The 24,289-nt window shown below is 60.0% G+C and carries 19 protein-coding genes and 1 pseudogene; 12 read left to right on the top strand and 8 right to left on the bottom strand.

What is annotated here, in order from left to right; genetic code table 11:
* Positions 1–47: 47 nt before the first annotated feature.
* Both gabT and ALO80_RS02850 read left to right on the top strand, forming a co-directional pair.
* Positions 48–1,328, top strand: coding sequence for a 4-aminobutyrate--2-oxoglutarate transaminase (gene gabT, locus ALO80_RS02855; RefSeq protein ID WP_055007855.1), 1,281 nt, complete (start codon positions 48–50; stop codon positions 1,326–1,328).
* Positions 1,329–1,484: 156 nt separating this feature from the next.
* Complete coding sequence (locus ALO80_RS02850; protein ID WP_055007854.1) at positions 1,485–2,876, top strand: response regulator; 1,392 nt, start codon at positions 1,485–1,487, stop codon at positions 2,874–2,876.
* 28 nt (positions 2,877–2,904) lie between these two features.
* Here ALO80_RS02850 and ALO80_RS02845 read toward each other — a convergent pair whose 3' ends face one another.
* A complete protein-coding gene (locus ALO80_RS02845; protein ID WP_055007853.1) occupies positions 2,905–3,903 on the bottom strand; it encodes a GGDEF domain-containing protein in 999 nt (332 codons plus the stop codon).
* A 130-nt stretch (positions 3,904–4,033) separates the two neighbouring features.
* Positions 4,034–5,218: a delta-9 fatty acid desaturase DesA gene (desA, locus tag ALO80_RS02840; protein WP_055007852.1), complete on the bottom strand. Its 1,185-nt coding sequence runs from the start codon at positions 5,216–5,218 to the stop codon at positions 4,034–4,036.
* A gap of 156 nt (positions 5,219–5,374) precedes the next feature.
* Here desA and dibA point away from each other — a divergent pair, with 156 nt between their 5' ends.
* From dibA to ALO80_RS02810, 6 genes are all read left to right on the top strand, one after another.
* Positions 5,375–7,315 (top strand): phosphodiesterase DibA, encoded by a 1,941-nt coding sequence (dibA, locus tag ALO80_RS02835; protein ID WP_055007851.1) that lies wholly within the window; start codon positions 5,375–5,377, stop codon positions 7,313–7,315.
* A 196-nt stretch (positions 7,316–7,511) separates the two neighbouring features.
* Complete coding sequence (oscA, locus tag ALO80_RS02830) at positions 7,512–7,694, top strand: sulfur starvation response protein OscA (protein WP_002551397.1); 183 nt, start codon at positions 7,512–7,514, stop codon at positions 7,692–7,694.
* Between the two features lie 149 nt (positions 7,695–7,843).
* A complete protein-coding gene (locus tag ALO80_RS02825; protein ID WP_055007850.1) occupies positions 7,844–8,854 on the top strand; it encodes a sulfate ABC transporter substrate-binding protein in 1,011 nt (336 codons plus the stop codon).
* A gap of 94 nt (positions 8,855–8,948) precedes the next feature.
* A complete protein-coding gene (cysT, locus tag ALO80_RS02820) occupies positions 8,949–9,770 on the top strand; it encodes a sulfate ABC transporter permease subunit CysT (protein ID WP_054986890.1) in 822 nt (273 codons plus the stop codon).
* Between the two features lie 13 nt (positions 9,771–9,783).
* Positions 9,784–10,656: a sulfate ABC transporter permease subunit CysW gene (gene cysW, locus ALO80_RS02815; RefSeq protein ID WP_004662918.1), complete on the top strand. Its 873-nt coding sequence runs from the start codon at positions 9,784–9,786 to the stop codon at positions 10,654–10,656.
* Positions 10,657–10,658: 2 nt separating this feature from the next.
* Positions 10,659–11,639 carry a sulfate/molybdate ABC transporter ATP-binding protein gene (locus ALO80_RS02810; protein ID WP_054986889.1) on the top strand — a complete coding sequence of 327 codons (981 nt, stop codon included), beginning with the start codon at positions 10,659–10,661 and terminating at the stop codon, positions 11,637–11,639.
* A gap of 194 nt (positions 11,640–11,833) precedes the next feature.
* On the opposite strand, the gene ALO80_RS02805 is transcribed toward ALO80_RS02810, so the two are convergent.
* Genes ALO80_RS02805 through ALO80_RS02795 form a run of 3 tightly spaced genes read right to left on the bottom strand, consistent with a single transcriptional unit; the run spans position 11,834 to position 14,804 of the window.
* Positions 11,834–12,646, bottom strand: a complete 813-nt coding sequence (locus ALO80_RS02805; protein WP_055007849.1) for a sulfite exporter TauE/SafE family protein — start codon at positions 12,644–12,646, stop codon at positions 11,834–11,836.
* Positions 12,639–13,892, bottom strand: a complete 1,254-nt coding sequence (locus ALO80_RS02800) for an NAD(P)/FAD-dependent oxidoreductase (RefSeq protein ID WP_055007848.1) — start codon at positions 13,890–13,892, stop codon at positions 12,639–12,641. The genes ALO80_RS02805 and ALO80_RS02800 overlap by 8 nt, the downstream gene beginning before the upstream one ends.
* Positions 13,893–13,919: 27 nt before the next feature.
* Positions 13,920–14,804: an MBL fold metallo-hydrolase gene (locus ALO80_RS02795; protein ID WP_055007847.1), complete on the bottom strand. Its 885-nt coding sequence runs from the start codon at positions 14,802–14,804 to the stop codon at positions 13,920–13,922.
* 265 nt (positions 14,805–15,069) lie between these two features.
* On the opposite strand from ALO80_RS02795, the pseudogene ALO80_RS02790 reads away from it, so the two are divergent.
* A pseudogene (locus tag ALO80_RS02790) lies at positions 15,070–16,382 on the top strand (sigma-54 interaction domain-containing protein).
* A gap of 183 nt (positions 16,383–16,565) precedes the next feature.
* Here the strand turns inward: ALO80_RS02790 and ALO80_RS02785 are convergent.
* Positions 16,566–17,135 (bottom strand): xanthine phosphoribosyltransferase, encoded by a 570-nt coding sequence (locus tag ALO80_RS02785; RefSeq protein WP_054985014.1) that lies wholly within the window; start codon positions 17,133–17,135, stop codon positions 16,566–16,568.
* Positions 17,136–17,188: 53 nt separating this feature from the next.
* Positions 17,189–19,198: a DNA helicase Rep gene (gene rep / locus ALO80_RS02780; RefSeq protein ID WP_054985015.1), complete on the bottom strand. Its 2,010-nt coding sequence runs from the start codon at positions 19,196–19,198 to the stop codon at positions 17,189–17,191.
* Positions 19,199–19,403: 205 nt separating this feature from the next.
* Between rep and ALO80_RS02775 the strand changes: the two genes are divergently transcribed.
* The gene (locus tag ALO80_RS02775; protein ID WP_055007846.1) at positions 19,404–21,068 is read left to right on the top strand and encodes a putative bifunctional diguanylate cyclase/phosphodiesterase; all 1,665 of its coding nucleotides are present in this window, start codon (positions 19,404–19,406) and stop codon (positions 21,066–21,068) included.
* 12 nt (positions 21,069–21,080) lie between these two features.
* Here ALO80_RS02775 and ALO80_RS02770 read toward each other — a convergent pair whose 3' ends face one another.
* A complete protein-coding gene (locus tag ALO80_RS02770) occupies positions 21,081–22,463 on the bottom strand; it encodes a NorM family multidrug efflux MATE transporter (RefSeq protein ID WP_055007845.1) in 1,383 nt (460 codons plus the stop codon).
* Positions 22,464–22,620: 157 nt separating this feature from the next.
* Between ALO80_RS02770 and ALO80_RS02765 the strand changes: the two genes are divergently transcribed.
* Together ALO80_RS02765 and ALO80_RS02760 are read left to right on the top strand one after the other, a co-directional pair.
* Positions 22,621–23,541, top strand: a complete 921-nt coding sequence (locus ALO80_RS02765; RefSeq protein WP_055006053.1) for a LysR substrate-binding domain-containing protein — start codon at positions 22,621–22,623, stop codon at positions 23,539–23,541.
* Positions 23,542–23,725: 184 nt separating this feature from the next.
* Positions 23,726–24,289: Cache 3/Cache 2 fusion domain-containing protein (locus ALO80_RS02760; RefSeq protein WP_174518938.1), on the top strand; the 564-nt coding region annotated here is incomplete at its 3' end.

Raw genomic sequence — 24,289 nt, 5'->3', positions numbered from 1 at the left:
CTTGATCCTTGACCCACGCCGACCGATGAGCGGCGAATGAGGAATACATGAGCAAGACTAACGAATCCCTGATGCAACGCCGCCATGCTGCCGTCCCGCGTGGCGTTGGTCAGATCCACCCGATCTTCGCAGCTTCGGCGAAGAACGCGACCGTTACCGACGTGGAAGGTCGTGAATTCATCGACTTCGCAGGCGGCATTGCCGTGCTGAACACTGGTCACCTGCACCCGAAAATCATTGCCGCGGTGCAAGAGCAACTGACCAAGCTGAGCCACACCTGCTTTCAGGTACTGGCCTACGAGCCTTACGTTGAGCTGTGCGAAAAAATCAACGCCAGGGTGCCAGGCGATTTCGAGAAGAAAACCCTGCTGGTGACCACCGGTTCCGAAGCGGTGGAAAACGCCGTGAAGATCGCGCGTGCAGCCACGGGCCGTGCGGGCGTTATCGCGTTCACCGGCGCTTACCACGGCCGTACCATGATGACCCTGGGCCTGACCGGCAAAGTCGTGCCTTACTCGGCGGGCATGGGTCTGATGCCGGGCGGCATCTTCCGCGCGTTGTACCCGTGCGAGCTGCACGGCGTGAGCGTTGACGATTCCATCGCCAGCATCGAGCGCATCTTCAAAAACGACGCCGAGCCCAGGGACATCGCTGCAATCATCATCGAACCCGTACAGGGCGAGGGTGGTTTCTATGTGGCGCCGAAGGCGTTCATGCTGCGTCTGCGCGAGCTGTGCGACAAGCACGGCATCCTGCTGATCGCTGACGAAGTGCAGACCGGCGCGGGCCGTACCGGCACGTTCTTCGCGATGGAGCAGATGGGCGTTGCCGCTGACCTGACCACCTTTGCCAAATCCATCGCAGGCGGTTTCCCGCTGGCGGGCGTGTGCGGCAAGGCAGAGTACATGGATGCCATCGCGCCGGGCGGTCTGGGCGGCACTTATGCCGGTAGCCCGGTGGCGTGCGCTGCGGCACTGGCGGTGCTGGACATCTTCGAAGAAGAGCACCTGCTGGATCGTTGCAAGGCAGTGGGCGAGCGTCTGGTGACCTCCCTCAAGGCGATTCAGGCCAAGTACCCGGTCATCGGCGAAGTGCGTGCGTTGGGCGCAATGATTGCTGTCGAGCTGTTTGAAGACGGCGACTCGCACAAGCCTAACGCTGCGGCTGTGGCGCAGGTGGTCGCCAAGGCGCGTGACGAGGGCTTGATTCTGCTGTCATGCGGTACGTACGGCAACGTGTTGCGCGTGCTTGTCCCGCTCACCGCCGAAGATGAATTGCTGACCCGTGGTCTGGCCATTCTGGAAGAATGCTTCGCTGAAATCGCGTAAAAAGTGTGAGGTCGTGAATTGATTAATTTATGACCAAACAGACAAAAAAAGCCCGTTTCGACGGGTTTTTTTTGGTCTGGAGCACGGTATTTCGCTCTTTTTGCTATATCCGGACGAAGGCTTTGGCTAAGGTGAACGCATCGATGTCGGAGAGTCATGATGACTGCTGTAGATTTGCCCGCGGTACCTCGCGTATTGATTGCTGAGTCTGATCCGTGGGTCCGTGAAACACTCAGCGACCTCGTGTTAGGTGTGCGTGCGGATGTCGATCTGGAAATGTGCACCGATGGCAAACAAGCTGTCGAGTGGATGAAGAAACAGCTGCCCGACCTGATCATCGCCGCGCGCGAGCTGCCGGGGATCGACGGGCTGAGCCTGTTGCGTGGCGTCCGTAACCTGCGCCGTCAGCCTGCAATCCCCTTCATTCTCATCAGCAATCGCAATGACAGCGCCAGCGTGCGCGAAGTTTTGCCGCTGGCACCGACTGCTTACCTGACCAAACCCCTGAATACCGAAGGCCTGCGCCAGCGCCTGGAAAGCCTGCTGCTGGAGCGCCGTGCGCCGGTCGCGGGCGCAGTGCCCGCGCTGACACCGGGCCTGACGCTGACCAAGTTTCTCGACAAACGCCGTGACGTGGCGGACGGCGCGCCGCTGTTCGTCGATGTCGCGACGGCCATAAAGCTCAGCCAGACCCCCAACGGCATCGACGCCGCCTTGCTGGAGCAGGAGCTGCGTAACGATCCGCACATCACCGCCGTGCTGATCGCAGCCGCCAACAGCGCCGCGCAACATTTGGGCAAGCCGGTGCAGACCATGGGCGGGGCGCTGGCCATCCTCGGGCCGGTGCAGGGCGCAAACATTGCGTCGGGCCTTGCCAAGAAGCGTATGGCCGTACTGACCAGCGACGCGTTGCTGGCCCAGGCCAGTGAGCTTTGGACCATGTCGCAGCGCACGGCTGACTACGCGCGCATCCTGGGCGGCATGCTGGAACTGGATGTAGAGCGCTGTTTCTGCGCCGGGCTGCTGCAATCGCTGGGCGATCTGGCGGTACTGGGTTGTCTGCAGGAGTGGCTGCTGGCCGGTGGCGAGCTGAATGAGCAGGTGATCAAGCAGTCCCTGGAGCAGTATTCCGCCGCATTCGGTTCCGCCCTGCGTACTCGCTGGCGCTTGCCGCTGGAACTGCGTGAGCTGATCGCTGCGGTGTATCAGTACAATACCGGCATCTACACGCGCGAAGTCCTGGCAATGAACCTGGCGGGGCAGATGGCGCGTCTGGGCGAGGAAGAGAGTGTCACTACGCTGATCAAGACCAAGTCGGCCAAGCTGTTGAAGCTGAGCGTCGGCGACTTGCAGCGTCTGCGCAAGAAGCTGACCGGCGTGACTGACCCAAGCCTGCTGAGGCCGCTACCGACCGAGCCCGAGGCCGCTGCTGATGTGCTTGAGGACGATGAACCCGATTTGCTGGACCTGACACCTGAAGCACCTGCCGAGCAACCTGCGGCGATCGAGGACCCAGCCGATGCGGTTCAGGATGTGCCCAAGAACTGAAAGCTTCGCGGGCAATGGTTAAGGCGCGTCAAACCAGCACGATTTGATTCTTGCCTTGGCGCTTGGCCTGATACATCGCGGCGTCGGCGCGGCCGTAGAGGGTTTCGAGGCTTGGATCGTCCGGGCCCAGATTGGTCAGGCCCTGGCTGGCGGTGATGCTGAAGGTGGTGCCACCTGCCTGGAAGTTCTGGCGCTGAATCTCGCGCTGCAAGCGCTCGGCAATCTGCATGGCCATATCCGGTGCACAGCCAGGGAATACCGCTGCGAACTCTTCGCCACCAATGCGCCCGAACAGATCCCCCCGCCTCAATGCCGAGCGACCGCTTTCGGCAATGCGTTGCAGCACGGTATCGCCTTCCTGATGGCCGTAGGTGTCGTTGACCAGCTTGAAGTCATCGATATCCAGCAACAGAAAAGCCAGCGGCGTGCCGTTGAGACGAGCCAGCTCGAACTCGCGCTGGGCGCATTCGAAAAAGTGCCGACGGTTGCTGCTCTGGGTCAGCACGTCAGTGGTGGCCAGGCGTTGCAGCTCGTCTTCGAGGTGCTTCTTCTCGGTGATGTCTTCAGCGATGCCCACCACGATCAGACGCTGGCTGGCATCGGCACGGTGGCTGACAAAGCATTTATCGCTGAGCCAGCGTACTTCGCCGTCTGCACGAATAATCCGGTACTCGCGATCCTCGATCGAGCCTTTCTCGATAACCTCATTGAGGCTGCGCTCGGCGTAGTTGAGGTCATCCGGATAGATGCTGTCGCGCCATTCGCTGTAGTCGGCCAGCAGCAAGCCCGCCGAGCGACCGAAGATACGCTCGTATGCCGGGCTGACGTAGATCATGTGCTGAGTTTCCCAGTCGAACGCCCACAGAACAGCGTTCACGCTCACCAGCAATGAGCTGAACAGTTGTTCACGCTCGCTCAGACGTGCAACTTCTGCCTGGGCGTGCATCAGGGCTAACAGGGTTTCTGCGGCTGCGGGCATATCAGTGATCGGCGTGCCGGGTAGGGAGGTAGGAGACTGCTTTTCCATAAGAACCATCTCAAGCGTGTACGGCCAATGCCGCGCCCTCTCCCGACTGGCGGGAAAGTTGATGAGATGGATTCGCAGGAGATAAGTTCCGGGAACGGCGCGCCTGCAGGAGGCGCGCCGATCAACGGTATCAGGCGTGGGCAGGGCGCAGGGAGTAGGTTTTCAGCTGATCGGCGAACTCGCGCAACGAGTGAATACCACTGGCTTCGGCCTCGTGAATCCACTCTTTGATGGCCGAAAGCATGTCATGGCCATTGCTGCTGGTCTTGACCCAGATCTGCTGCAACGCCAGACGTTTTTCATAGATCACTTTCAACGCATGGCTGTGTTCCAGCATGGTCTGGATGCGCAGGTGGTGCCTGTCATCGAGCAGGCTGGTTTCACGCGACAGCAGCCGCTTGGCGCGACGGAACTGATGACGGACCGATTCGTCGGCCTTGGCCAGTTCCTGGGCAACCAGCGGGGCAATCACCAGCTTGCGGTACTGCGCCATGATCTGAAAACGGTTATTGAGGATCGCCATGGCGGTATCCATGTCCATATGACCCTTGCCTTCGACCCGATGGGCGATAGGCGCAACGCGCTGGACCCTGGCCAGACGCAGGAAGCTGAACAGCTTGATCCATGCCCAGCCCATGTCGAACTCCCATGGCTTGACCGACAGTTTGGCCGAGTTGGGATAGGTGTGATGGTTGTTGTGCAGTTCTTCGCCGCCGATCACGATGCCCCAGGGCACCAGATTGGTGGCTGCGTCGCGGCACTCGAAGTTGCGATAGCCGACGGCATGGCCCAGACCATTGACCACGCCGGCAGCCCAGAAGGGAATCCACATCATCTGGATGGCCCATACCGTGATACCGAGAGCACCGAACAGCGCCACATCGATAACCGCCATCAGGGCGATGCCCAGCAGTTTGTAGCGCGAATACAGATTGCGCTCGATCCAGTCTTCCGGGCAGTTTTTGCCGTAGATACGCAGGGTGTCCTGATTCTGTGCTTCTTCACGGTACAGCTCGGCCCCTTTGCGCAGCACAGTGGACAGGCCTTTGACGACCGGGCTGTGCGGGTCATCGACGGTTTCGCATTTTGCGTGGTGTTTGCGGTGGATGGCCGTCCACTCGCGAGTGTTCTGGGCAGTGGTCAGCCACAGCCAGAAACGGAAGAAGTGTTTCAGCCCCGCATTGAGCTCAAGCGAGCGGTGGGCTGAGTAGCGGTGCAGATAGACCGTGACGCCGACAATAGTCACATGGGTCATCGCCAGCGTGACTGCTATTACCTGCCAGACGGAAAGGTCGAGCAAACCGTTGTACCACATAGGCTGTTTGGCCCTCGTAAGGATACTCATGAAGAAAAAAGTTACGACGAGCATTATCACTGACATCACACAGAAAACCAGTCACCCTTTCAGATAAGAGTCGCAGGATGTTTCTTGCTTTATAATTCCGGCTTTACATAAGGTTTTTCGTTTCCGATGTCAGATTACTCCCTTGGCGCGCTGCGAACGGCCGTCCTGTATGGGCTGCTGTCGATTTTGTGGTTCGTGACATGCGGCCTGTTGCTGCCCTTTTTCATCGAAGAACCCGCTCGATTGGCGTTCTGGCAACTGATGACCGGTTACAGCTGGGCATTGCTCAGCGCGGTGATGATCTTCATCGCACGCGACCGATTGAGAAGCATCATTGGCGGCGACGCGCTGTTTCAGCGCCAGCAAGCCGATTACGACCGGCTGCGACTGGCGGAAGCCGTGTTCGACAGCACCCGCGAAGGGGTGCTGGTCAGCGACGCGCAGGGGCACATCGTCCACGTCAACCAGGCCTTCGTCGACATCACCGGTTATCAGGCCGAAGAGGTGCTGGGGCACAACCCGAGCAAGTTCAAGTCCGGCCGCCACGGCGCCGAGTTTTACCGGCAGATGTATCACTCGATCATCAGCGAGGGCCAGTGGAGCGGTGAAATCTGGAATCGACGTAAAAGCGGCGAAATCTACCCGCAATGGCAGACCATTCGCAGCGTTATCGGCGACGATGGTCAACCCAGACACTTTGTAGCCGTGTTCTCGGATATCACTGCCATCAAGCGCTCCGAGCAGGAACTGGCTCAACTGATCCACTTCGACGGCCTGACCGATTTGCCCAATCGCCTGCTGCTGACCGACCGGATCAGTCAGGCGTTGACCTCTGCGCGCGCCAGCAAGCGCGGCTGTGCGTTGTTGTTGATCGACCTGGACCACTTCAAGAACATCAACGACAGCCTTGGCCATAATGTGGGTGACGATGTGCTCAAGGCCGTCGCCGAGCGACTCAAAAGCGTATCCGGCAATGAAATGACCCTGGCGCGTCCCGGCGGCGACGAGTTCGCCCTGTTGATCAAGAACTGCTCACAGATGGTTCAGGCCGCCGCGCTGGCGCAACAGGTGATCGATGCACTCAAAGCGCCGTTTGCCGTCGCTGCGCATCCGCTGTTTGTTACTGCCAGCATCGGCATCAGCCTGTTCCCCGGCGACGCGCTGACCGCAGAGCAATTGTTGCGCAATGCCGATTCGGCGCTGTTCAAGGCCAAGAGCGATGGTCGTGAGTGTTATGCGCTGTACACCGAGGAACTCACCGCCCACGCCCAGCAACGGGTGCAACTGGCCAGCGAACTGCGTCAAGCTGTCGAGCTGGAGCAACTGCGGGTCGTCTATCAACCGGTTCACGACCTGATCACTCGTCGTATCCATGGAGTCGAGGCGCTGGTGCGCTGGCAGCACCCGGAGCGCGGTATGGTCTCGCCGGGTGAATTCATTCCGATTGCCGAGCAAAGCGGGCTGATCGCCGATATCGATGCCTGGGTGCTGAAAACCGCCTGCCTGCAGATGAAGGCCTGGCTGGCGGACGACGTGCCGGTCGAGTTCGTCGCGGTCAACGTGTCGAGCCGCCTGTTCAACCATGGCGACCTCGACCGTCGGGTAGCACAGGCATTGCAGGACACCGGGCTGGAGCCGGCCTATCTGGAACTGGAAGTGACCGAAAGTGCGGTCATGGAAGACCCCGAGCAGGCGATCGAGCAATTGCATCGTCTGCGCGAACTGGGTCTGAGCCTGGCCATCGATGACTTTGGTACGGGCTACTCTTCACTGCTGCGACTCAAACGCATGCCGGTTCAAAAACTGAAGATCGATCAGGGTTTCGTGGCCGGCCTGCCGGGCGACGATGACGACATTGCGATTGTCAGAGCGGTTATCGCGCTGGCTGGCAGCCTGGGCATGCGGGTGCTGGCTGAAGGCATCGAACACGCCAATCAGGCTGCGTTCCTGCTGAGCAACGGCTGTCAATTGGGCCAGGGTTACTGGTTCGCCCGACCAATGGCCGCGCAGGCTATCGACTGGTCCCATGCGCCCGTCTTCGAGCACGTCGCTGTTCAGTCCAGCTAAAGCCCGTAGCGCAAGGCTTGCCAGGGTGTGCAACGCACCCTGGCAAAGCCTGAAACCGCTAAATTTCTTTTGGTTATATCTGCATTCTTAAATAGTCTTTTTAAGAATATCCGCGCCTCACTATTATTGCCTCACCGCCATACGCCATCGCCCCCGGTCGCGAAGGCTGGCTTCTCATCTTTCAAGGAATAAAACAATGAGCGCATCTCTACGTAGTGTTGACGGTCAGGACGAAGCAGCAATTCTGCGTGAAATTCAGAGTGCGTTGCGTGACCTGCGTTTTGGTGCCGTCGAAATCACGGTGCACAACGCACAAGTGGTGCAGATCGAGCGCAAGGAAAAGTTTCGTTTGCAGAACCCCGCCGCCAAGCAGAGCTGAAGCGGTAATACCCGACTGGTCAACCGGAGGGCTTCATCCTGACTCCTGATACCCCCCTTGAAAAAGCAGTGCGCCCGTGCGGATGCCGTTCTGACGCGCCAAGAAGAAATTAAAAAAAGCCAACACACAGAATTCCAGGAGCTTCATCTATGTCCATTCGCCGTTTTGCTCTGGCTGCTCTGGCCAGTGCTGTTTTCGCAGGCTCGGCTATTGCCAAGGATTACGAACTACTCAACGTGTCTTACGATCCGACACGCGAGCTGTATCAGGATTACAACGCAGAATTCATCAACTTCTGGAAAAAAAACCATCCGGACGACAAGGTAGAGATCAAGCAGTCTCACGGTGGCTCGGGCAAGCAGGCGCGTGGCGTGATCGACGGTCTGCGTGCTGACGTGGTGACCCTGGCACTGGCCGGTGACATCGACGAAATCGCCAAACTCGGCAAGACCCTGCCTGAAAACTGGCAGACCCGCCTGCCGGACGCGAGCACACCTTACACCTCGACCATCGTGTTTCTGGTGCGCAAAGGCAACCCCAAAGGCATCAAGGACTGGGGTGACCTGATCAAGAAAGACGTGTCGGTGATCACGCCCAACCCGAAAACCTCCGGTGGTGCCCGCTGGAACTTCCTGGCTGCCTGGGCCTACGGCCTGAAAGCTGGCGGCGGTGACGAAGCCAAGGCCAAGGAATACGTACAGACCCTGTTCAAGCACGTACCGATTCTGGACACCGGTGCGCGCGGTTCGACCATCACCTTCGTCAACAACGGTCAGGGTGACGTGCTGCTGGCATGGGAAAACGAAGCGTTCCTGGCATTGAAAGAAGACGGCGGCAAGGACAAATTCGACATCGTCGTACCTTCGCTGTCGATCCTTGCAGAGCCTCCGGTAGCCGTGGTCGACAAGAACGCCGAGAAGAAAGGCAACACCGAAATCGCGACTGAGTACCTGAAGCACCTGTACAGCAAGGAAGGTCAGGAAATTGCTGCAAAAAATTTCTATCGCCCACGCAATGCCGAAGTGGCCGCCAGGTATGAGAAGCAATTCCCGAAACTTGATCTGGTGACTATCGACAAAGACTTTGGCGGCTGGAAAACTGCGCAGCCGAAGTTTTTCAATGACGGCGGCGTGTTCGACCAGATTTACCAAGCGCAATAAACCGAATGAGGATGCCGCGCGAGTGGCATCGCAGGTTTGGTCAAGCAGCCCGGATTAACGTCCGGGCTTCGTGCAAGTGAAACCAGGGACTTTTATGTCGCGTCGTATCTCCCCCGTCATACCCGGCTTCGGGCTGACGCTGGGTTACACCTTGGTGTACCTCAGTCTGATTGTGCTAATACCGCTGGCCGCCATGTTCGTACATGCCGCGCAGCTGACCTGGGATCAGTTCTGGACCATCATCACGGCACCTCGCGTGATTGCGGCACTCAAGCTGAGTTTCGGCACCGCTTTTTACGCGGCCCTCATCAACGGTGTGATCGGCACACTGCTTGCCTGGGTGCTGGTGCGTTACACCTTCCCCGGCCGCAAGATCATCGATGCGATGATCGACCTGCCATTTGCCCTGCCGACCGCTGTGGCCGGTATCGCTTTGACAGCGCTGTACGCGCCCAATGGCTGGGTCGGGCAGTTTGCAACCGACCTGGGCTTCAAGATCGCCTACACCCCGCTGGGTATCACTTTGGCACTGACGTTCGTCACCTTGCCGTTCGTGGTGCGCACCGTACAGCCGGTGTTGGCCGACATTCCCCGGGAAGTCGAAGAGGCAGCTGCCTGCCTGGGCGCGCGTCCGCTGCAGGTGTTCCGCCACATCCTCGTTCCGGCCCTGCTGCCTGCCTGGCTGACCGGTTTTGCACTGGCATTTGCGCGAGGCGTGGGCGAGTACGGTTCGGTGATTTTCATCGCCGGCAATATGCCGATGAAAACCGAGATCCTGCCGCTGTTGATCATGGTCAAGCTCGACCAGTACGACTACACCGGCGCGACCGCCATCGGCGTGATGATGCTGGTGGTTTCCTTCATTCTGTTGCTGCTGATCAACCTGCTGCAGCGGCGCATTGAAACCCCATCCTGAGGAGGCGCAGAACATGTCTTATTCATCTGTTTCAGCCGCCGCCTCTGCCAACGCCGCACGTCGTGGCAGCGCGGTTTCGCGACGTATCCTGATCGGTCTGTGCTGGCTGGTGTTTTTCCTGTTTCTGGGGCTGCCGCTGTTCATCGTGGTGTCCCAGGGGCTGAAAAACGGTCTGGGCGCGTTCTTTACCGCAATCCTTGAGCCGGATGCCCTGTCAGCGCTGAAGTTGACGGTCATCGCCGTGCTGATCTCGGTGCCGCTCAACTTGGTGTTCGGCGTCAGTGCCGCATGGTGCGTGAGCAAATACTCGTTCCGCGGCAAGAGCATTCTGGTGACGCTGATCGACCTGCCGTTCTCGGTGTCGCCGGTGATCGCCGGTCTGGTCTACGTGCTGATGTTCGGTGCTCAGGGGCTGTTCGGGCCCTGGCTGCAGGATCACGACATTCAGATCGTCTTTGCTTTGCCGGGCATCGTGCTGGCGACCATTTTCGTCACGGTGCCCTTTGTTGCGCGTGAACTGATCCCGCTGATGCAGGAGCAGGGCACTCAGGAAGAAGAAGCGGCGCGGCTGCTGGGTGCCAACGGCTGGCAGATGTTCTGGCACGTCACGGTGCCGAACATCAAATGGGGCCTGATCTACGGCGTGGTCCTGTGTACTGCACGGGCGATGGGTGAGTTTGGCGCGGTTTCAGTGGTTTCCGGCCACATTCGCGGCGTCACCAACACCCTGCCACTGCACGTCGAAATCCTCTACAACGAGTACAACCACGTTGCAGCCTTTGCCGTGGCGAGCCTGTTGCTGATCCTGGCGCTGTTCATCCTGCTGCTCAAGCAGTGGAGCGAATCCCGCATTAACCGTCTGCGCCATAACGCGGCGGAGGAATAATCATGTCGATCGAAGTCCGTAACGTCAGCAAGAACTTCAACGCCTTCAAGGCCCTGAACAACATCAGTCTGGACATCCAGAGTGGCGAGCTGGTGGCCTTGCTGGGGCCGTCAGGCTGCGGCAAGACCACCTTGCTGCGCATCATTGCCGGCCTGGAAACCCCGGATGACGGCAGTATCGTGTTTCATGGCGAAGACGTTTCCGGCCACGACGTGCGTGATCGCAACGTCGGGTTCGTGTTCCAGCATTACGCGCTGTTCCGCCACATGACCGTGTTCGACAACGTTGCGTTCGGTCTGCGCATGAAGCCCAAGCGCGAGCGCCCGACCGAAACGCGCATCGCGGAAAAGGTTCACGAACTGCTGAACATGGTGCAACTGGACTGGCTGGCCGACCGGTATCCGGAGCAATTGTCCGGTGGTCAGCGCCAGCGGATTGCCCTGGCCCGTGCGCTGGCGGTCGAGCCTAAAGTGCTGTTGCTCGACGAGCCGTTCGGGGCGCTGGACGCCAAGGTCCGCAAGGAATTGCGTCGCTGGCTGGCGCGCCTGCACGAAGACATCAACCTGACCTCGGTATTCGTGACTCACGATCAGGAAGAAGCCATGGAAGTGGCCGACCGCATCGTGGTGATGAACAAAGGCGTGATCGAACAGATCGGCTCGCCGGGGGAGGTCTACGAGAACCCGTCCAACGACTTCGTCTACCACTTTCTGGGCGACTCCAACCGCCTGAGCCTGGGCGAGGAAGGCCACCTGTTGTTCCGTCCGCATGAAGTGTCGTTGTCGCGCCAGGAAATCGAAGACCACCACGCCGCCGAAGTCCGCGACATCCGCCCGCTGGGTGCGACGACGCGGGTCACGCTGAAAGTGGAAGGGCAGAGCGAACTGATCGAGGCCGAAGTGGTGAAAGACCACGACAGCCTGGTGGGTCTGGCCAAGGGCGAGACGCTGTTCTTCAAACCCAAGGTCTGGCAAAAGCTTTAAGCCTGTCGACTCCCGGGCGCAGGCATGTGACGCAGAGCGTCACGAACTGCATGCCAACGCGGAGCATTGGCACGATGGCAGAAGCCTTTATCGTTCCCATGCTCCGCGTTGGCGCGGTGGTCGTCTCACGATTTTTTATCGTTCCCATGCTCCGCGTGGGAATGCCTTTCTGGACGCTCTGCGTCCTCGGGCGGTTAGCGCACTGACAACGCCAGCATGAACGCGGCAACAATGCCGCACACGGCAAACAGCTGTTGCAGGCGCGGGCCGGCGAGGTAGCGGGCGACCTGCCTGCCGGCCAACAAACCGATGACTGCGCCCAGCGCAAAAGGCGCACCCACGGCCCAGTGCATCACGCCGCTCAAGGAGGCGGTGACGACACTGCCTGTCGAGACCAGGGCGATCACGGCCAGTGACGTCGCCACAACGCTTTTCATGTCCAGATCGCTGTAGCGGGTCAGCGCCGGAATGATCACGAACCCACCGCCTACACCCAATAAGCCGGACAGCAGACCCGAGCCTGCCCCCGTCAGCGTCAATGCGCGCAGGCACGGCATGGTCCAGCGCAGGCGGCCTCGCAACGGATTGAGCACGCAGGGCAACATTTCTGCCCGCGGGGCCGGTTGGCCGCGACGTAACTCGCGGCTGGCCCTGATAAACATGCGCGTGCAGGCGTACAGCAGCACGATCGAAAAGACCAATGCCAGCGGTGTATTGGGCAATCGATGGGCGAGCCACAGGCCCAGAGGCACCATCAACACGCCGATAGCCGCGATGTACCCGGCAGCGCGATAGCGAACGATCCCCTGGCGCAGTCCCAGTACCGCGCCGATCCCGGCCGCCAGCCCCACAGCCAGCAGGCCGACCGGTGCGGCTTCGACAATCGACAGGCCAAGCCCGAAGACCAGCAGCGGGACCGCGAGAATACCGCCTCCTGCGCCCGTCAGCGCCAGAACCACCCCGATAATCGCTCCCAGACCAACGCCCAACAGTTGATGCTCATCCATGCTTCGCATCAGCCTTCTGCGGCTTGGCCAGCCACTCACGGCCCTTGAGCATGCCATGCCAGTACAGCGTCGGCAGCACTCGCTCTTTCAGCCACCAGGCCAGCCGGGTTGGCTGGCGACCATCGAGCAGCCAACGCGGAAAGCTTGGCGCAACCTTGCCACCGTAGGTGAATTCAGCCAGCACGATCCTGCCTCTCTCGACAGTCAGCGGGCACGAGCCATAACCGTCATAGACGGCGGATTCATTCAGGCGACCCAGCGCCGCCAGCACATTACTGGCGACCACCGGTGCCTGCTTGCGGGCGGCTGCGGCGGTCTTGGCGTTGCTGGTATTGGTAACGTCGCCCAAGCCATGAATATTGGCGAAGTGCCTGTGCCGGAGCGTGGCAGGGTCCACGTCCAGCCAGCCTGCGGCATCGGCCAGCGGGCTGTTACGGACGAAATCGGGAGCAATCTGCGGCGGTACCACGTGCAACATTTCGAAGCCTTGTTCGACCGTTTCGCTGCTGCCATCGGCATGCGTGCGGACAAACTTAGCGCGCTTCCCCGGCCCGTCGACAGCCACCAGTCGATGACTGAACTTGAGGTCGATGGCATAACGCTCGATGTACTTCATCAGCGCCGGCACATAGTCCGCCACGCCAAACAGCACGCCACCGGCGTTATAGAACTGCGTATTGATCTGCGCCAGACGGCCGGTTTTGCGCCAGTGATCACAGGACAGGTACATGGCCTTCTGTGGTGCCCCTGCGCATTTGATCGGCATTGGCGGCTGAGTGAACAGGGCGCGGCCCTGTTTCAGGCCCTGCACCAGCTTCCAGGTGTAGGGTGCCAGGTCATAGCGATAGTTGGAGGTCACGCCATTGGCACCGAGCGTCTCGGACAGCCCTTCAATGGCAGCCCAGTCCAGCTTCAGGCCAGGGCAGACCACCAGTTGCTGATAACCAAGCACGCGCCCATCGGCAAGCGTCAGGGTGCTGTCGTGCGGCTCGAACGTCGCCACGGCAGCCTTGATCCACTGCACGCCCTTGGGCATCAGCGACAGCATGCTGCGCGCGGTCGACTGCGGCGTGAAGATACCCGCGCCGACCATGGTCCAGCCCGGCTGGTAATAGTGAGTATCGGCAGGGTCGACCAGCGTGATCTGCAGGGCAGCGTCGCGGGCAAGCAGGCTGGCAGCGGTGGCGATACCGGCAGCACCGCCACCGACGATCAGGATCTGGCAGGCAATTGTTGAAGCATTCATCGCAGGGTTTCCGAAATCAGGCAGCAGTCAAAGGGCATTGAGCGGGATTTTCAGGTAGACGACGCCGTTGTCTTCCGGCTCGGGAAAGTGTCCGCAGCGCATGTTGACCTGCACCGAGGGCAGCATCAGCACCGGCATGTCCAGCGTCACGTCACGGGCCTCGCGCATGCTGACAAACGTGTCTTCATCGACCCCGTCATGGACATGGATATTGCTGGCGCGCTGTTCAGCGACGGTGGTCATGTATTGCAGCTCACGGCCATTGGGCAGGTAGTCGTGGCACATGAACAGAAGAGTGTCGGGCGGCAGCGCCAGCAGCTTGTGAATGGAGCGATACAGCGTGCGCGCGTCGGCACCGGGAAAGTCGCAACGGGCGGTGCCGTAATCGGGCATGAACAAGGTGTCGCCCACAAACGCGATGGTTTTGTCACCGAGCTGCACCAGATAGCTCATGCACGCCGGCGTGTGCCCCGGCGTATGCATGGCCCTGACCTGAAGCGTACCGAGGGCGAACGACGCGTCGTCTTCGAGCAGCACATCGAACTGGCTGCCATTGCGGGCGAAGTCAGGCGGCGCGTTGAACAACGTGCCAAAGGTTTCCTGCACGGCGGTGATGTGACTGCCAATGACGATGTGTCCGCCAAGCGCCTGTTTCAGGTACGGCGCTGCCGAGAGGTGATCTGCGTGCACATGGGTTTCGAAAATCCACTGCACCGACGCACCCAGCGCCTGCACTCGCCCGATCATTCGTTCGGCAGACTCGGTCCGGGTGCGGCCGGACTTGGGGTCGTAGTCGAGTACGCTGTCGATCAGCGCGCATTGCTTGCTGTCCAGGTCCATTACCAGATAGCTGATGGTCCAGGTCTGGCTGTCGAAGAGGGCTTCGACATAAAGTTTTTCACCGATGATCATGTGCAATTCCCATGGCTGTAAATCGCCTCAAGGCCCGCTTGGCCAGGCCGGACGGTTGGCAGTCGTTGCCATGACGTCTCAATAACCATGCCAACGACCGGAAAGCCCATTGAGCTTAGCCAATACGTGGCGTCGGGAGGTTTGGCAGAAGATCGGGAGGCCAGTGAAAGGCTGCTGACTGCCACATTCTGGCAGTCATCTGGCAGACAGTGGCATAAGCTGGCAGCGAGATGGGTTAAGCTGCGCTCAGTCCACAGGAGCAAGCATGAACCTCATCGCCACTGATTTTCCCGGCAGTCGCATGCAGTCGCTGGTGTCATACCTCGAACATGACCTGCGGCCGACCATCGTCCTGGACACTGACTACAACATCATCGCGGCCAACACCGCCTATCAGCGCCAGTTCGGCGTTGAAGGCACGCCGCATGTGGGCGAGAAGTGCTATCGGGTCTCGCACCAGTTTGCAGTACCGTGCGATCAGGCCGGTGAGCATTGCCCGATGCGCAAAGCCCATGAAACGCAGCTTCCGGAGCGTTTGCTGCATATTCACCATACGCCACGCGGCCCTGAGCATGTGGATGTGGAACTGCGGCCGATTCTCGATGATCGGGGTGACGTCATCGCCTATGTCGAGCGGCTGAGTTCCGTCGCGGTAGCGTCGGTCCAGCCGCAACAGCATGGGCTGGTCGGTCGTTCGGCGGCGTTCAAGGATGTTCTGGGTGCCTTGCAGCGTGCTGCGCCCGCGCAGATTCCGGTGCTGCTGCAGGGTGAATCGGGCACCGGCAAGGAATTGTTCGCGCGCGCCCTGCACGCCAGCAGCGCCAGAGCCTCCGGGCCGCTGGTAGTGGTCGATTGCACCGGGCTTACGGAAACCCTGCTGGAGAGCGAACTGTTCGGCTATGAGAAGGGCGCGTTCACCGGTGCATTGCAGCGCAAGACCGGCCTGGCCGAAGCTGCCCATGGCGGCACGTTGTTCCTTGATGAAATCGGCGAAGTACCGCTGGCCATGCAGGTCAAGCTGTTGAGGCTGATCGAATCAGGCAGCTTTCGCCCGGTCGGCAGCCTGAGAACGGTGCATTCCGATTTTCGTCTGGTGGTGGCCACGCACAAACCACTGAAAGAGATGGTCGCAGACGGCAGTTTCCGCCAGGACCTGTTCTACCGCATCAGCGCCTTCCCGATCCGCCTGCCCGCCCTGCGCGAACGCAGCGAGGATTTGCCGTTGCTGATCGACAGCCTGCTGCAACGCATCGCGCCCGGGGCTGCGCCGCGTATCGACCCCGAGGCCATGAAACTGCTGAGCCTTTACAGCTACCCCGGCAACATCCGCGAGCTGCGCAACATACTTGAACGCGCCCGTTTATTTACCGATGACGGCATCATTCGCGTACAGGATTTGCCCGCTGAAGTGCGCGGTCAGGGCGACGAAGCGGGTGGCGTGACTTACCGCCAGCAAGACGACGGCCTGGAGAAAATCGCCGCGTGTTCAACGGCTCGCGCAGCGAACTGGCCAAGGAGCTGGGGCTGAGCGAACGCACCCTGTATCGACGCTTGCGTGCCCTCGGTATTGCCAAGTGATACACAAGTCGCGATGAGTATCGAAAGCCTGCTTTTGTGGGAGCGAACTTGTTCGCGAAAGGGGCTGTGTTATCGCCGAAAATGCATCGACTGAAACACCGTCTTCGCACAAGCGAAGCGTCGCCCGGTTCGCTCCCACGCCCCGCGGGCAGAAGCTCGATGGCGCGCCCATTACTGGGGGCCTTACTTGAACGTCACAACCCCACCGGCCAGGGATTCGACCCGCGCCAGCGATTCAACGCGATAGCCCTGTGCATCCAGTTCGGCACGACCGCCCTGAAAGGACTTCTCGATCACGATCCCCAGCCCGGCCACGGTTGCACCGGCCTGTTTGATGATCGAGATCAGCGCTTGCGAGGCTTTGCCGTTGGCCAGGAAGTCATCGATGATCAGCACATTGTCGGTGCTGTTCAAATGACGCGGCGAGATCGCCACGGTGCTTTCGACCTGTTTGGTGAACGAGTACACGGTCGCCGACAACAGGTTTTCAGTCAGGGTCAGGGACTGATGCTTGCGGGCGAAGATCACTGGCACGCCCATGTTCAGGCCCGCCATGACTGCAGGCGCAATACCGGACGCTTCAATGGTCACGATCTTGGTCACGCCAGCATCGGCGAACAGGCGGGCGAACTCGTCACCGATTTCTTTCATCAATGCCGGATCGATCTGATGATTGAGGAATGCATCGACTTTCAGCACCTGGTCGGACAATACGATGCCTTCTTCGCGAATCTTCTTGTGCAGTGCTTCCACTTCAATTCCTTGGCTGCGCCATTGCGCAATAAATGATCAGTTTCGTGTGTCGGCTAGCGTTTCAGCATGGCGCGAATATCGGCCAGCGCGGTGTTGCCGCGGACCGCTTTGACTTCCGTCGGGGTGTCGTCATTGCCTTCCCAGGCCAGATCGTCCGGGGGCAACTCATCCAGAAAGCGGCTTGGTGCGCAGTCGATGATTTCACCGTACTGCTTGCGCTTGGCAGCAAAGGTGAAAGCCAGAGTCTGCCGCGCGCGCGTGATGCCGACATAGGCAAGACGGCGCTCCTCTTCGATGGTGTCGGCTTCGATACTGGAGCGGTGCGGCAGGATCTCTTCCTCCATGCCCATGATGAACACGTAAGGAAACTCCAGCCCCTTGGAGGCGTGCAAGGTCATCATCTGCACGCCTTCGGCACCGTCTTCTTCCTCCTGCTGGCGTTCGAGCATGTCGCGCAGGACCAGCTTGCCGATAGCCTCCTCGATGGTCATGCCGCCTTCTTCGTCCTTTTCCAGCGTGTTCTTCAATGCCTCGATCAGGAACCAGACGTTACTCATCCGGTAGTCGGCAGCCTTTTCGCTGGAGCTGTTCTGGCGCAGCCAGTTTTCGTAATCGATGTCCATCACCATGCTGCGCAGCGCGGCGATGGGATCGTTTTGTGCGCATTGCTGACGCACGCCGTCCATCCAGCGCTTGAAGCGTTGCAAACGGTCGGTGTAGCGGCTGTCCAGGTGCTCGCCCAGACCGATTTCATCGGTGGCGGCGTACATCGACACCTTGCGTTCGGTGGCGTAATTACCGAGTTTTTCCAGTGTGGTCGAGCCGATTTCACGACGCGGCACATTGATGACCCGCAGGAAAGCGTTGTCGTCGTCCGGGTTCACCAGCAGGCGGAAATAGGCCATCAGGTCTTTCACTTCCTGACGACCGAAAAAGCTGTTGCCGCCCGACAGGCGATACGGGACCTGATGGTGCTGCAATTTGAGCTCGATCAGTTTGGCCTGATAGTTACCGCGATACAGGATGGCGAAGTCGCTGTAGGGCCGATCGGTGCGCAGGTGCAGGGTCAGGATTTCCATGGCCACCCGCTCGGCCTCGGCATCCTCGTTGCGACAGCGGATCACGCGGATCTCGTCGCCGTGACCCATCTCGGACCACAGTTGCTTTTCGAACGCGTGCGGGTTGTTGGAGATCAGTACGTTGGCGCAGCGCAGGATGCGGCTGGTGGAGCGGTAGTTCTGCTCCAGCATCACCACTTTCAACGAGGGATAGTCGTCTTTGAGCAGCATCAGGTTTTCCGGACGCGCACCGCGCCAGGCGTAGATCGACTGGTCGTCATCGCCCACCACGGTGAACTGGTGTCGCGAGCCGATCAGCAGTTTCACCAGCAGGTACTGGCTGGCGTTGGTGTCCTGATATTCGTCCACCAGCAGGTAACGCACCTTGTTCTGCCACTTCTCCAGAATGTCGGCATGTTCCTGGAACAACTTGACCGGGAGCAGAATCAGATCGTCGAAGTCCACCGCGTTGTACGCCTTGAGCGTGCGCTGATAGTGGGTGTAGACGATGGCGGCGGTCTGTTCTTTGGGGTTGCGAGCGTTTTCCAGCGCCTCGGCGGGCAGGATCAGATCGTTTTTCCACGACCCGATCATGTTCTTGATTTCGTCGACACCGTCGTCGCCCGAATACTCTTTCTGCATGATGTCGGTCATCAGGGCCTTGACATCGGTCTCGTCGAAGATCGAGAAGCCCGGTTTGTAGCCCAGCCGCGTGTGCTCCTTGCGGATGATGTTCAGCCCCAGGTTGTGGAAGGTCGAGACCGTCAGGCCGCGCCCTTCGCCGCCTCTGAGCAACGTGCCGACCCGCTCCTTCATCTCGCGCGCGGCCTTGTTGGTAAAGGTCATGGCGACGATGTACTGGGCGCGGATGCCGCAGTTCTGAATCAGGTGGGCGATCTTGCGGGTGATCACACTGGTCTTGCCGGAACCGGCACCGGCGAGCACCAAAAGAGGGCCGCCGACGTAGTTCACGGCTTCCTGCTGCCGGGGATTGAGTCGGGACATGGCGGTATGAAGAGTCGTCTGCAAAAAAGGTCGGGCATTTTAACAGGCCCACGGGTTTGTGCAGCGGTCATCGTAGTCAGACAGTGACTGCTATCTAATTCTTCTGTTTTTGTTACATTTGCGCCGCGACGCGACGATACGTGTATTTGTCACGCTCCTGCGGGAGTGCGGCCACCGGTTTTTCCTTTGCACTTAGGAAGTTAGATTGCCTACACCTGTCGAACCCCTGCGATTGCTGTTATTGGCGCACGAACCTTTCTGGCATGCGCTGCTGTGCGGTTGCCTTACCACGCCGGGCAGCAACGTGATCCTTGTGAATGGCGCAAACTGGGACGCTTTCAGTGCCAGGTACGGTAGCGAGCGCAATACCGTGCTATTGACGACGCCGGATTTGCAGCCCAGAACCGGAACCTGCCTGTTGCCTACCGTGGTGCTGCTTGAAAAGGAGCCGCTGGTCGGACCGACCGGCGTCAGTGACTGGCTGGTGCGTGATGCGTTGACCGGCGACGCGCTTCGGCGCTGCCTGCGCTACGTCCACGAGCGCTGTCGCCTGGAAGACAGCCTGCGGCGTCTCGTAGGCCAGGACCCGTTGACCGGCATCGCCAACCGCCAGGGCTTTCAGGCCTTGTTGACGGCGCGTCTGGCCGAAGGCGGCAGTCTGGCACTGGGGCATCTGGACCTGGACAACTTCCGCCGCGCCAACGATTCGCTGGGGCATCAGGCCGGTGATCGCCTTATCCTGCAAGTGGTGGCGCGCCTGACAAACCAGCTCGAAGCGGGTGATCAGATCGCACGCCTTGGCGGCGACGAGTTTGCCCTGTTGATCGACACCCGTGCGACACCCGCACGCGCCCTGCAACTGGCCGAGCGGATTACCGATGTTCTGTCCGAACCCTATTGGGTCGATGGCGAAAGCCTGCTGCTGGGCTGCAGCCTGGGCATCGCTCACTCACAAGCCCGGCCCGAAGCCGACCCGCTGATGTGGCACGCCCACATCGCCATGCGTCAGGCCAAGAGCATGCAGGGCTGCACCTATCATCTGTTTGACGAGCGCATCAACCGCAACGCCCGCAGCCTTGCCGATCTGGAAGGTGAATTGCGGCGAGCCTTGCGACGCGATGAGCTGGAGCTGCATTACCAGCCGCGACTGTGCCTGGACACCGGTCGCATTGTCGGCCTGGAAGCACTGGTGCGCTGGCGCCATCAGGAGCGCGGGCTGCTGCCGCCCGGTGAATTCGTACCACTGGCCGAGCAGAGTGGCCTGATCGTGCCGCTCGGCTACTGGGTCATCTTCCGTGCACTGCGTGACATGCAGGCCATGCGCGAGCAAGGCTTTGCGCCACTGCACATGGCGATCAACCTGTCATTCCGGCAATTTCAGGACAGCCAGTTGCTACCGACACTGAGCCGCCTGATCGAGGAGCACAAGGTCGATGCGCACTGGCTGGAGTTCGAACTGACCGAAACCGCCGTGATGCGGCGCAGCGATCAGGTCAGACAGACCATGGACGCATTGCGACAGCTGGGTGTGCGCTTTTCGCTGGATGATTTCGGTACGGGCTATTCGTCGTTCATGCACCTCAACAGCCTGCCCATCGCGCTGCTCAAGATCGACATGGGCTTCGTCGAACAGATGGAATTACGCGAAGAGAACCGCAAGCTGGTCAACGCCATGATCAATCTGGCTCACAACCTGAACCTGGAAGTGGTCGCCGAGGGTGTGGAAACCACCGGGCAACTGGAACTGCTGCGCGGTTTCGGCTGCAACCAGGTGCAGGGCTATCTGATCAGCAGACCGCTGCCGATGGAGGATCTGGTGAGTTACCTGCGCTCGGAAGCCGCCCATGCGCACGTATCACACTCTGGATGATGGCGAGCCGGATCAGCCCGGCACCGCCACTCCGGCTGCGTCCTGACGCAACAGGCGAGCCGTCTTCCATTCAAACGCATACGTCAGGGCCACTGCCGAGCAGAACAGGCCCAGCGCCAGGCCCCACCAGACGCCTGAAGCGCCAGCATCGGTAAAGAAGCCGAGCAGCCACGCGGCAGGCGCGGCGATCAGCCAGTAACAGCCCAGACCGATCAGGAACGTGGTGCGTGCGTCCTTGAGCCCGCGAATCGCGCCCATCGCGATAGTCTGAGTACCGTCGAAAAACTCGAACAAGGCCGCAATGGCCAGCAGTTTTGCCGCCAGCACGACAATCTCGGCAAACGCCGGGTCATTGATATCCAGAAACAGGCCGATGACCAGATGCGGCGCCAGCCAGAACAGCATGCCGAACATCAGCATCACACAGCCGCCAAAACCGATACCCAGACGGCCGGCCATGCGCACCATGACCAGGTTGCCCGCACCGTAATGCTGGCCGATACGCATGGTGACCGCGTAGGACATGCCCACTGGAATCATGAACGCCATTGACACGGTCTGCAGGGCAATCTGGTGCGCTGCCATTTGCGTGCTGCCCATCGCGCCCATGCAGAACGCTGCGAAGGTGAAAAGACCGACTTCCACTGCGTAGGTCCCGCCAATCGGCAGTCCCAGACGCCATAACTCTTGCAGGTGGCTGCGCGACAGCTTCGAAAGCCCGGTGCTGATCGGGTACGCCGCATAGGCCGGATGGTGTCTGATGTACAGCGCCAGAGCCAACGCCATGCAGTTGGTCACGATGGCGGTGACCAGCCCGATCCCCATCAACCCCAGATTGGGCAACCCGAGCCATTGGTGGATCATCGCGTAATTGAGCACGAAGTTTGCTGCTGCACCGGCCAGACTGATGGTCATGACCGGCCCGGCACGCCCGAGTGCACTGGTAAAGCCACGCAATGCCATGAAGCTGAGCAGGCCGGGGAGGGCAAAGGGCAGGGTGATCAGAAATTGACCAGCCATATGCACGTTGGCTTCAGCCTGGCCGAACTGCAACAGGATCGGCTCAAGATTCCACAGCAACAGCGCGGCGATCAGCGCCATGCCCCACGCCAGCCAGAGACCGGCCTGGGTCAGCCGGGTCGCGCCTTCGGTATCGCCCGCGCCGTGGCGGATCGAGACCAGCGTGCCGACAGCAGCCATCACACCCACGCAAAAGAACGAGACGAAACTGTACGTGGCGGCTCCCAAGCCGCCACCCGCCAACGCTTCGGGGCCGATCTTGCCCATCATCACGGTGTCGGTGAACACCATCAGCATGTGCGCCATTTGCGACGCAATCAGCGGCCCGGCCAGGCGCAGGATGATCCAGAGTTCTTTGAAGGCGGGCTGCTGCATGGTGGCGGTGCTCTACGGCGAGGGAACGATTGAGCAGCGTATTCTGGGCAGGTCCACGGCTAAACACAAAACGATAAATGCGATGCTCAGCATGACTAAAACTCATCTGAAGCAATTTGCAGTACAGTAGCGACTCTTTGCCCGCAGGAAGCGCCCCATGCCTCGCAGTCTCCCTCCTCTCTATGCACTAAGGGCATTTGAAGCTGCGGCACGGCATACCTCTTTCACGCGGGCGGCCGAAGAACTTTCGATCACCCAGAGCGCAGTAAGCCGTCACATACGCACGCTCGAAGAGCACTTTGCCTGTCGTTTGTTTCAGCGCAACGGACGTAACCTGCAGTTGACCGAATCGGCGCGAGCGCTGCTGCCCGGCGTACGCGATGGGTTTCTGGCGCTGGAGCGAGCCTGCAGCACCTTGCAGACCGACGAGGGCATTCTGCGCATGAAAGCCCCCTCGACACTGACCATGCGCTGGTTGCTGGCGCGGCTCAGTCGCTTCCGTCATCTGCAAGTGGGCAACGAAGTGCAACTGACCAGCGCGTGGATGGATATCGATGCGGTGGACTTTACCCGGGAGCCTTTCGACTGCGCGATTCTGCTCAGCCACGGGCACTTCCCGTCGGATTGGGAGGCCACTTTGCTGTTCCCCGAGTTGTTGATTCCGGTAGGTGCGCCAACGCTGTTACAGGACCCGCCCTGGGACGTCGAACGGCTGGCGAAAGCTGAACTACTGCATCCCACCCCCGATCGACGTGACTGGCGCTCCTGGCTGAACCGAATGGGGCTGGCAGACAAGGTATCGCTCAAGGGCGGGCAAGTGTTCGATACGCTTGAACTGGGAATGATTGCAGCGGCACGCGGTTACGGGGTGTCGATGGGCGATCTGCTGATGGTTGCCGAGGACGTGGCGCAGTCCCGCCTGAGCCTGCCGTGGCGAACGGCAGTATTCAGCGGTGAGAACTACTATCTGGTCTGGCCGCGTACAAGGCCCGGCGTAGAGCGGTTGCGGCGTCTCAGCGATTTTCTGCAGGCGGAGGTCAACGCTATGGAGTTGCCGTTAGTTGAAGTACTGCATTAAAAATTAGTTTAGTATTGAACTGCCATCATTCGTTAATGTCCCGCTTCGCACTCAAGTAACGACCTTGGTGGCCGAAGCATTGCTTAACTACCGCCTGTTCAGGCGGCACAAAATACTCACTAATTTATCAGCTGAATGGTAAGCCACGGACCCGGCAACTCCAATCATTCGGCACGGAGTCTCTATGTCCAAGCCCCGTACCCGAATTGCTTCGCAACTCGGTATTGCTCTGGCTGTGATCCTGGCCGTGGTCATCAGTGGCAGCACGCTGTTCGCGCTGCGGTCTCTGGATGCGTCCAACCTGGTGATTCGCGAAGAACACATGTCGAGCGAAGCCAGATTGCTCGCCGACCAGCTCAACACGTTTCACAGCACCTTGCGCGACAGCACTCAGCGCTTGAGTGGGCTGTTCGAAAAACGCTTTGCTGCGGGCCTGAGCCTGCAACCCGACAAGCCGGTCACGGTCGCGGGTACGTCCACGCCAGGCCTGTTTCTGCGTGACACTGCGCTGAACAACGATTTTACCGAAGTCGATGAATTCAGCTCGCTGACCGCAGGCGTGGCAACGATTTTCGTGCGCAGCGGCGACGACTTCATCCGTATCAGCACCTCCCTGAGCAAGCAGGATGGCACGCGCGCCATCGGCACCGTGCTGGATCGCAAGGGCGCAGCCTATGAGCGTTTGATAGCCGGTCAAAGCTACGTTGGCAAAGCAGTATTATTTGATCGCTACTACATGACTCAATAC

Source organism: Pseudomonas caricapapayae (genome assembly GCF_001400735.1).
Lineage (GTDB): Bacteria > Pseudomonadota > Gammaproteobacteria > Pseudomonadales > Pseudomonadaceae > Aquipseudomonas > Aquipseudomonas caricapapayae.
The sequence above is the reverse complement of the archived record's forward strand: the minus strand, read 5'-3'. Positions and strand labels throughout refer to the sequence as shown.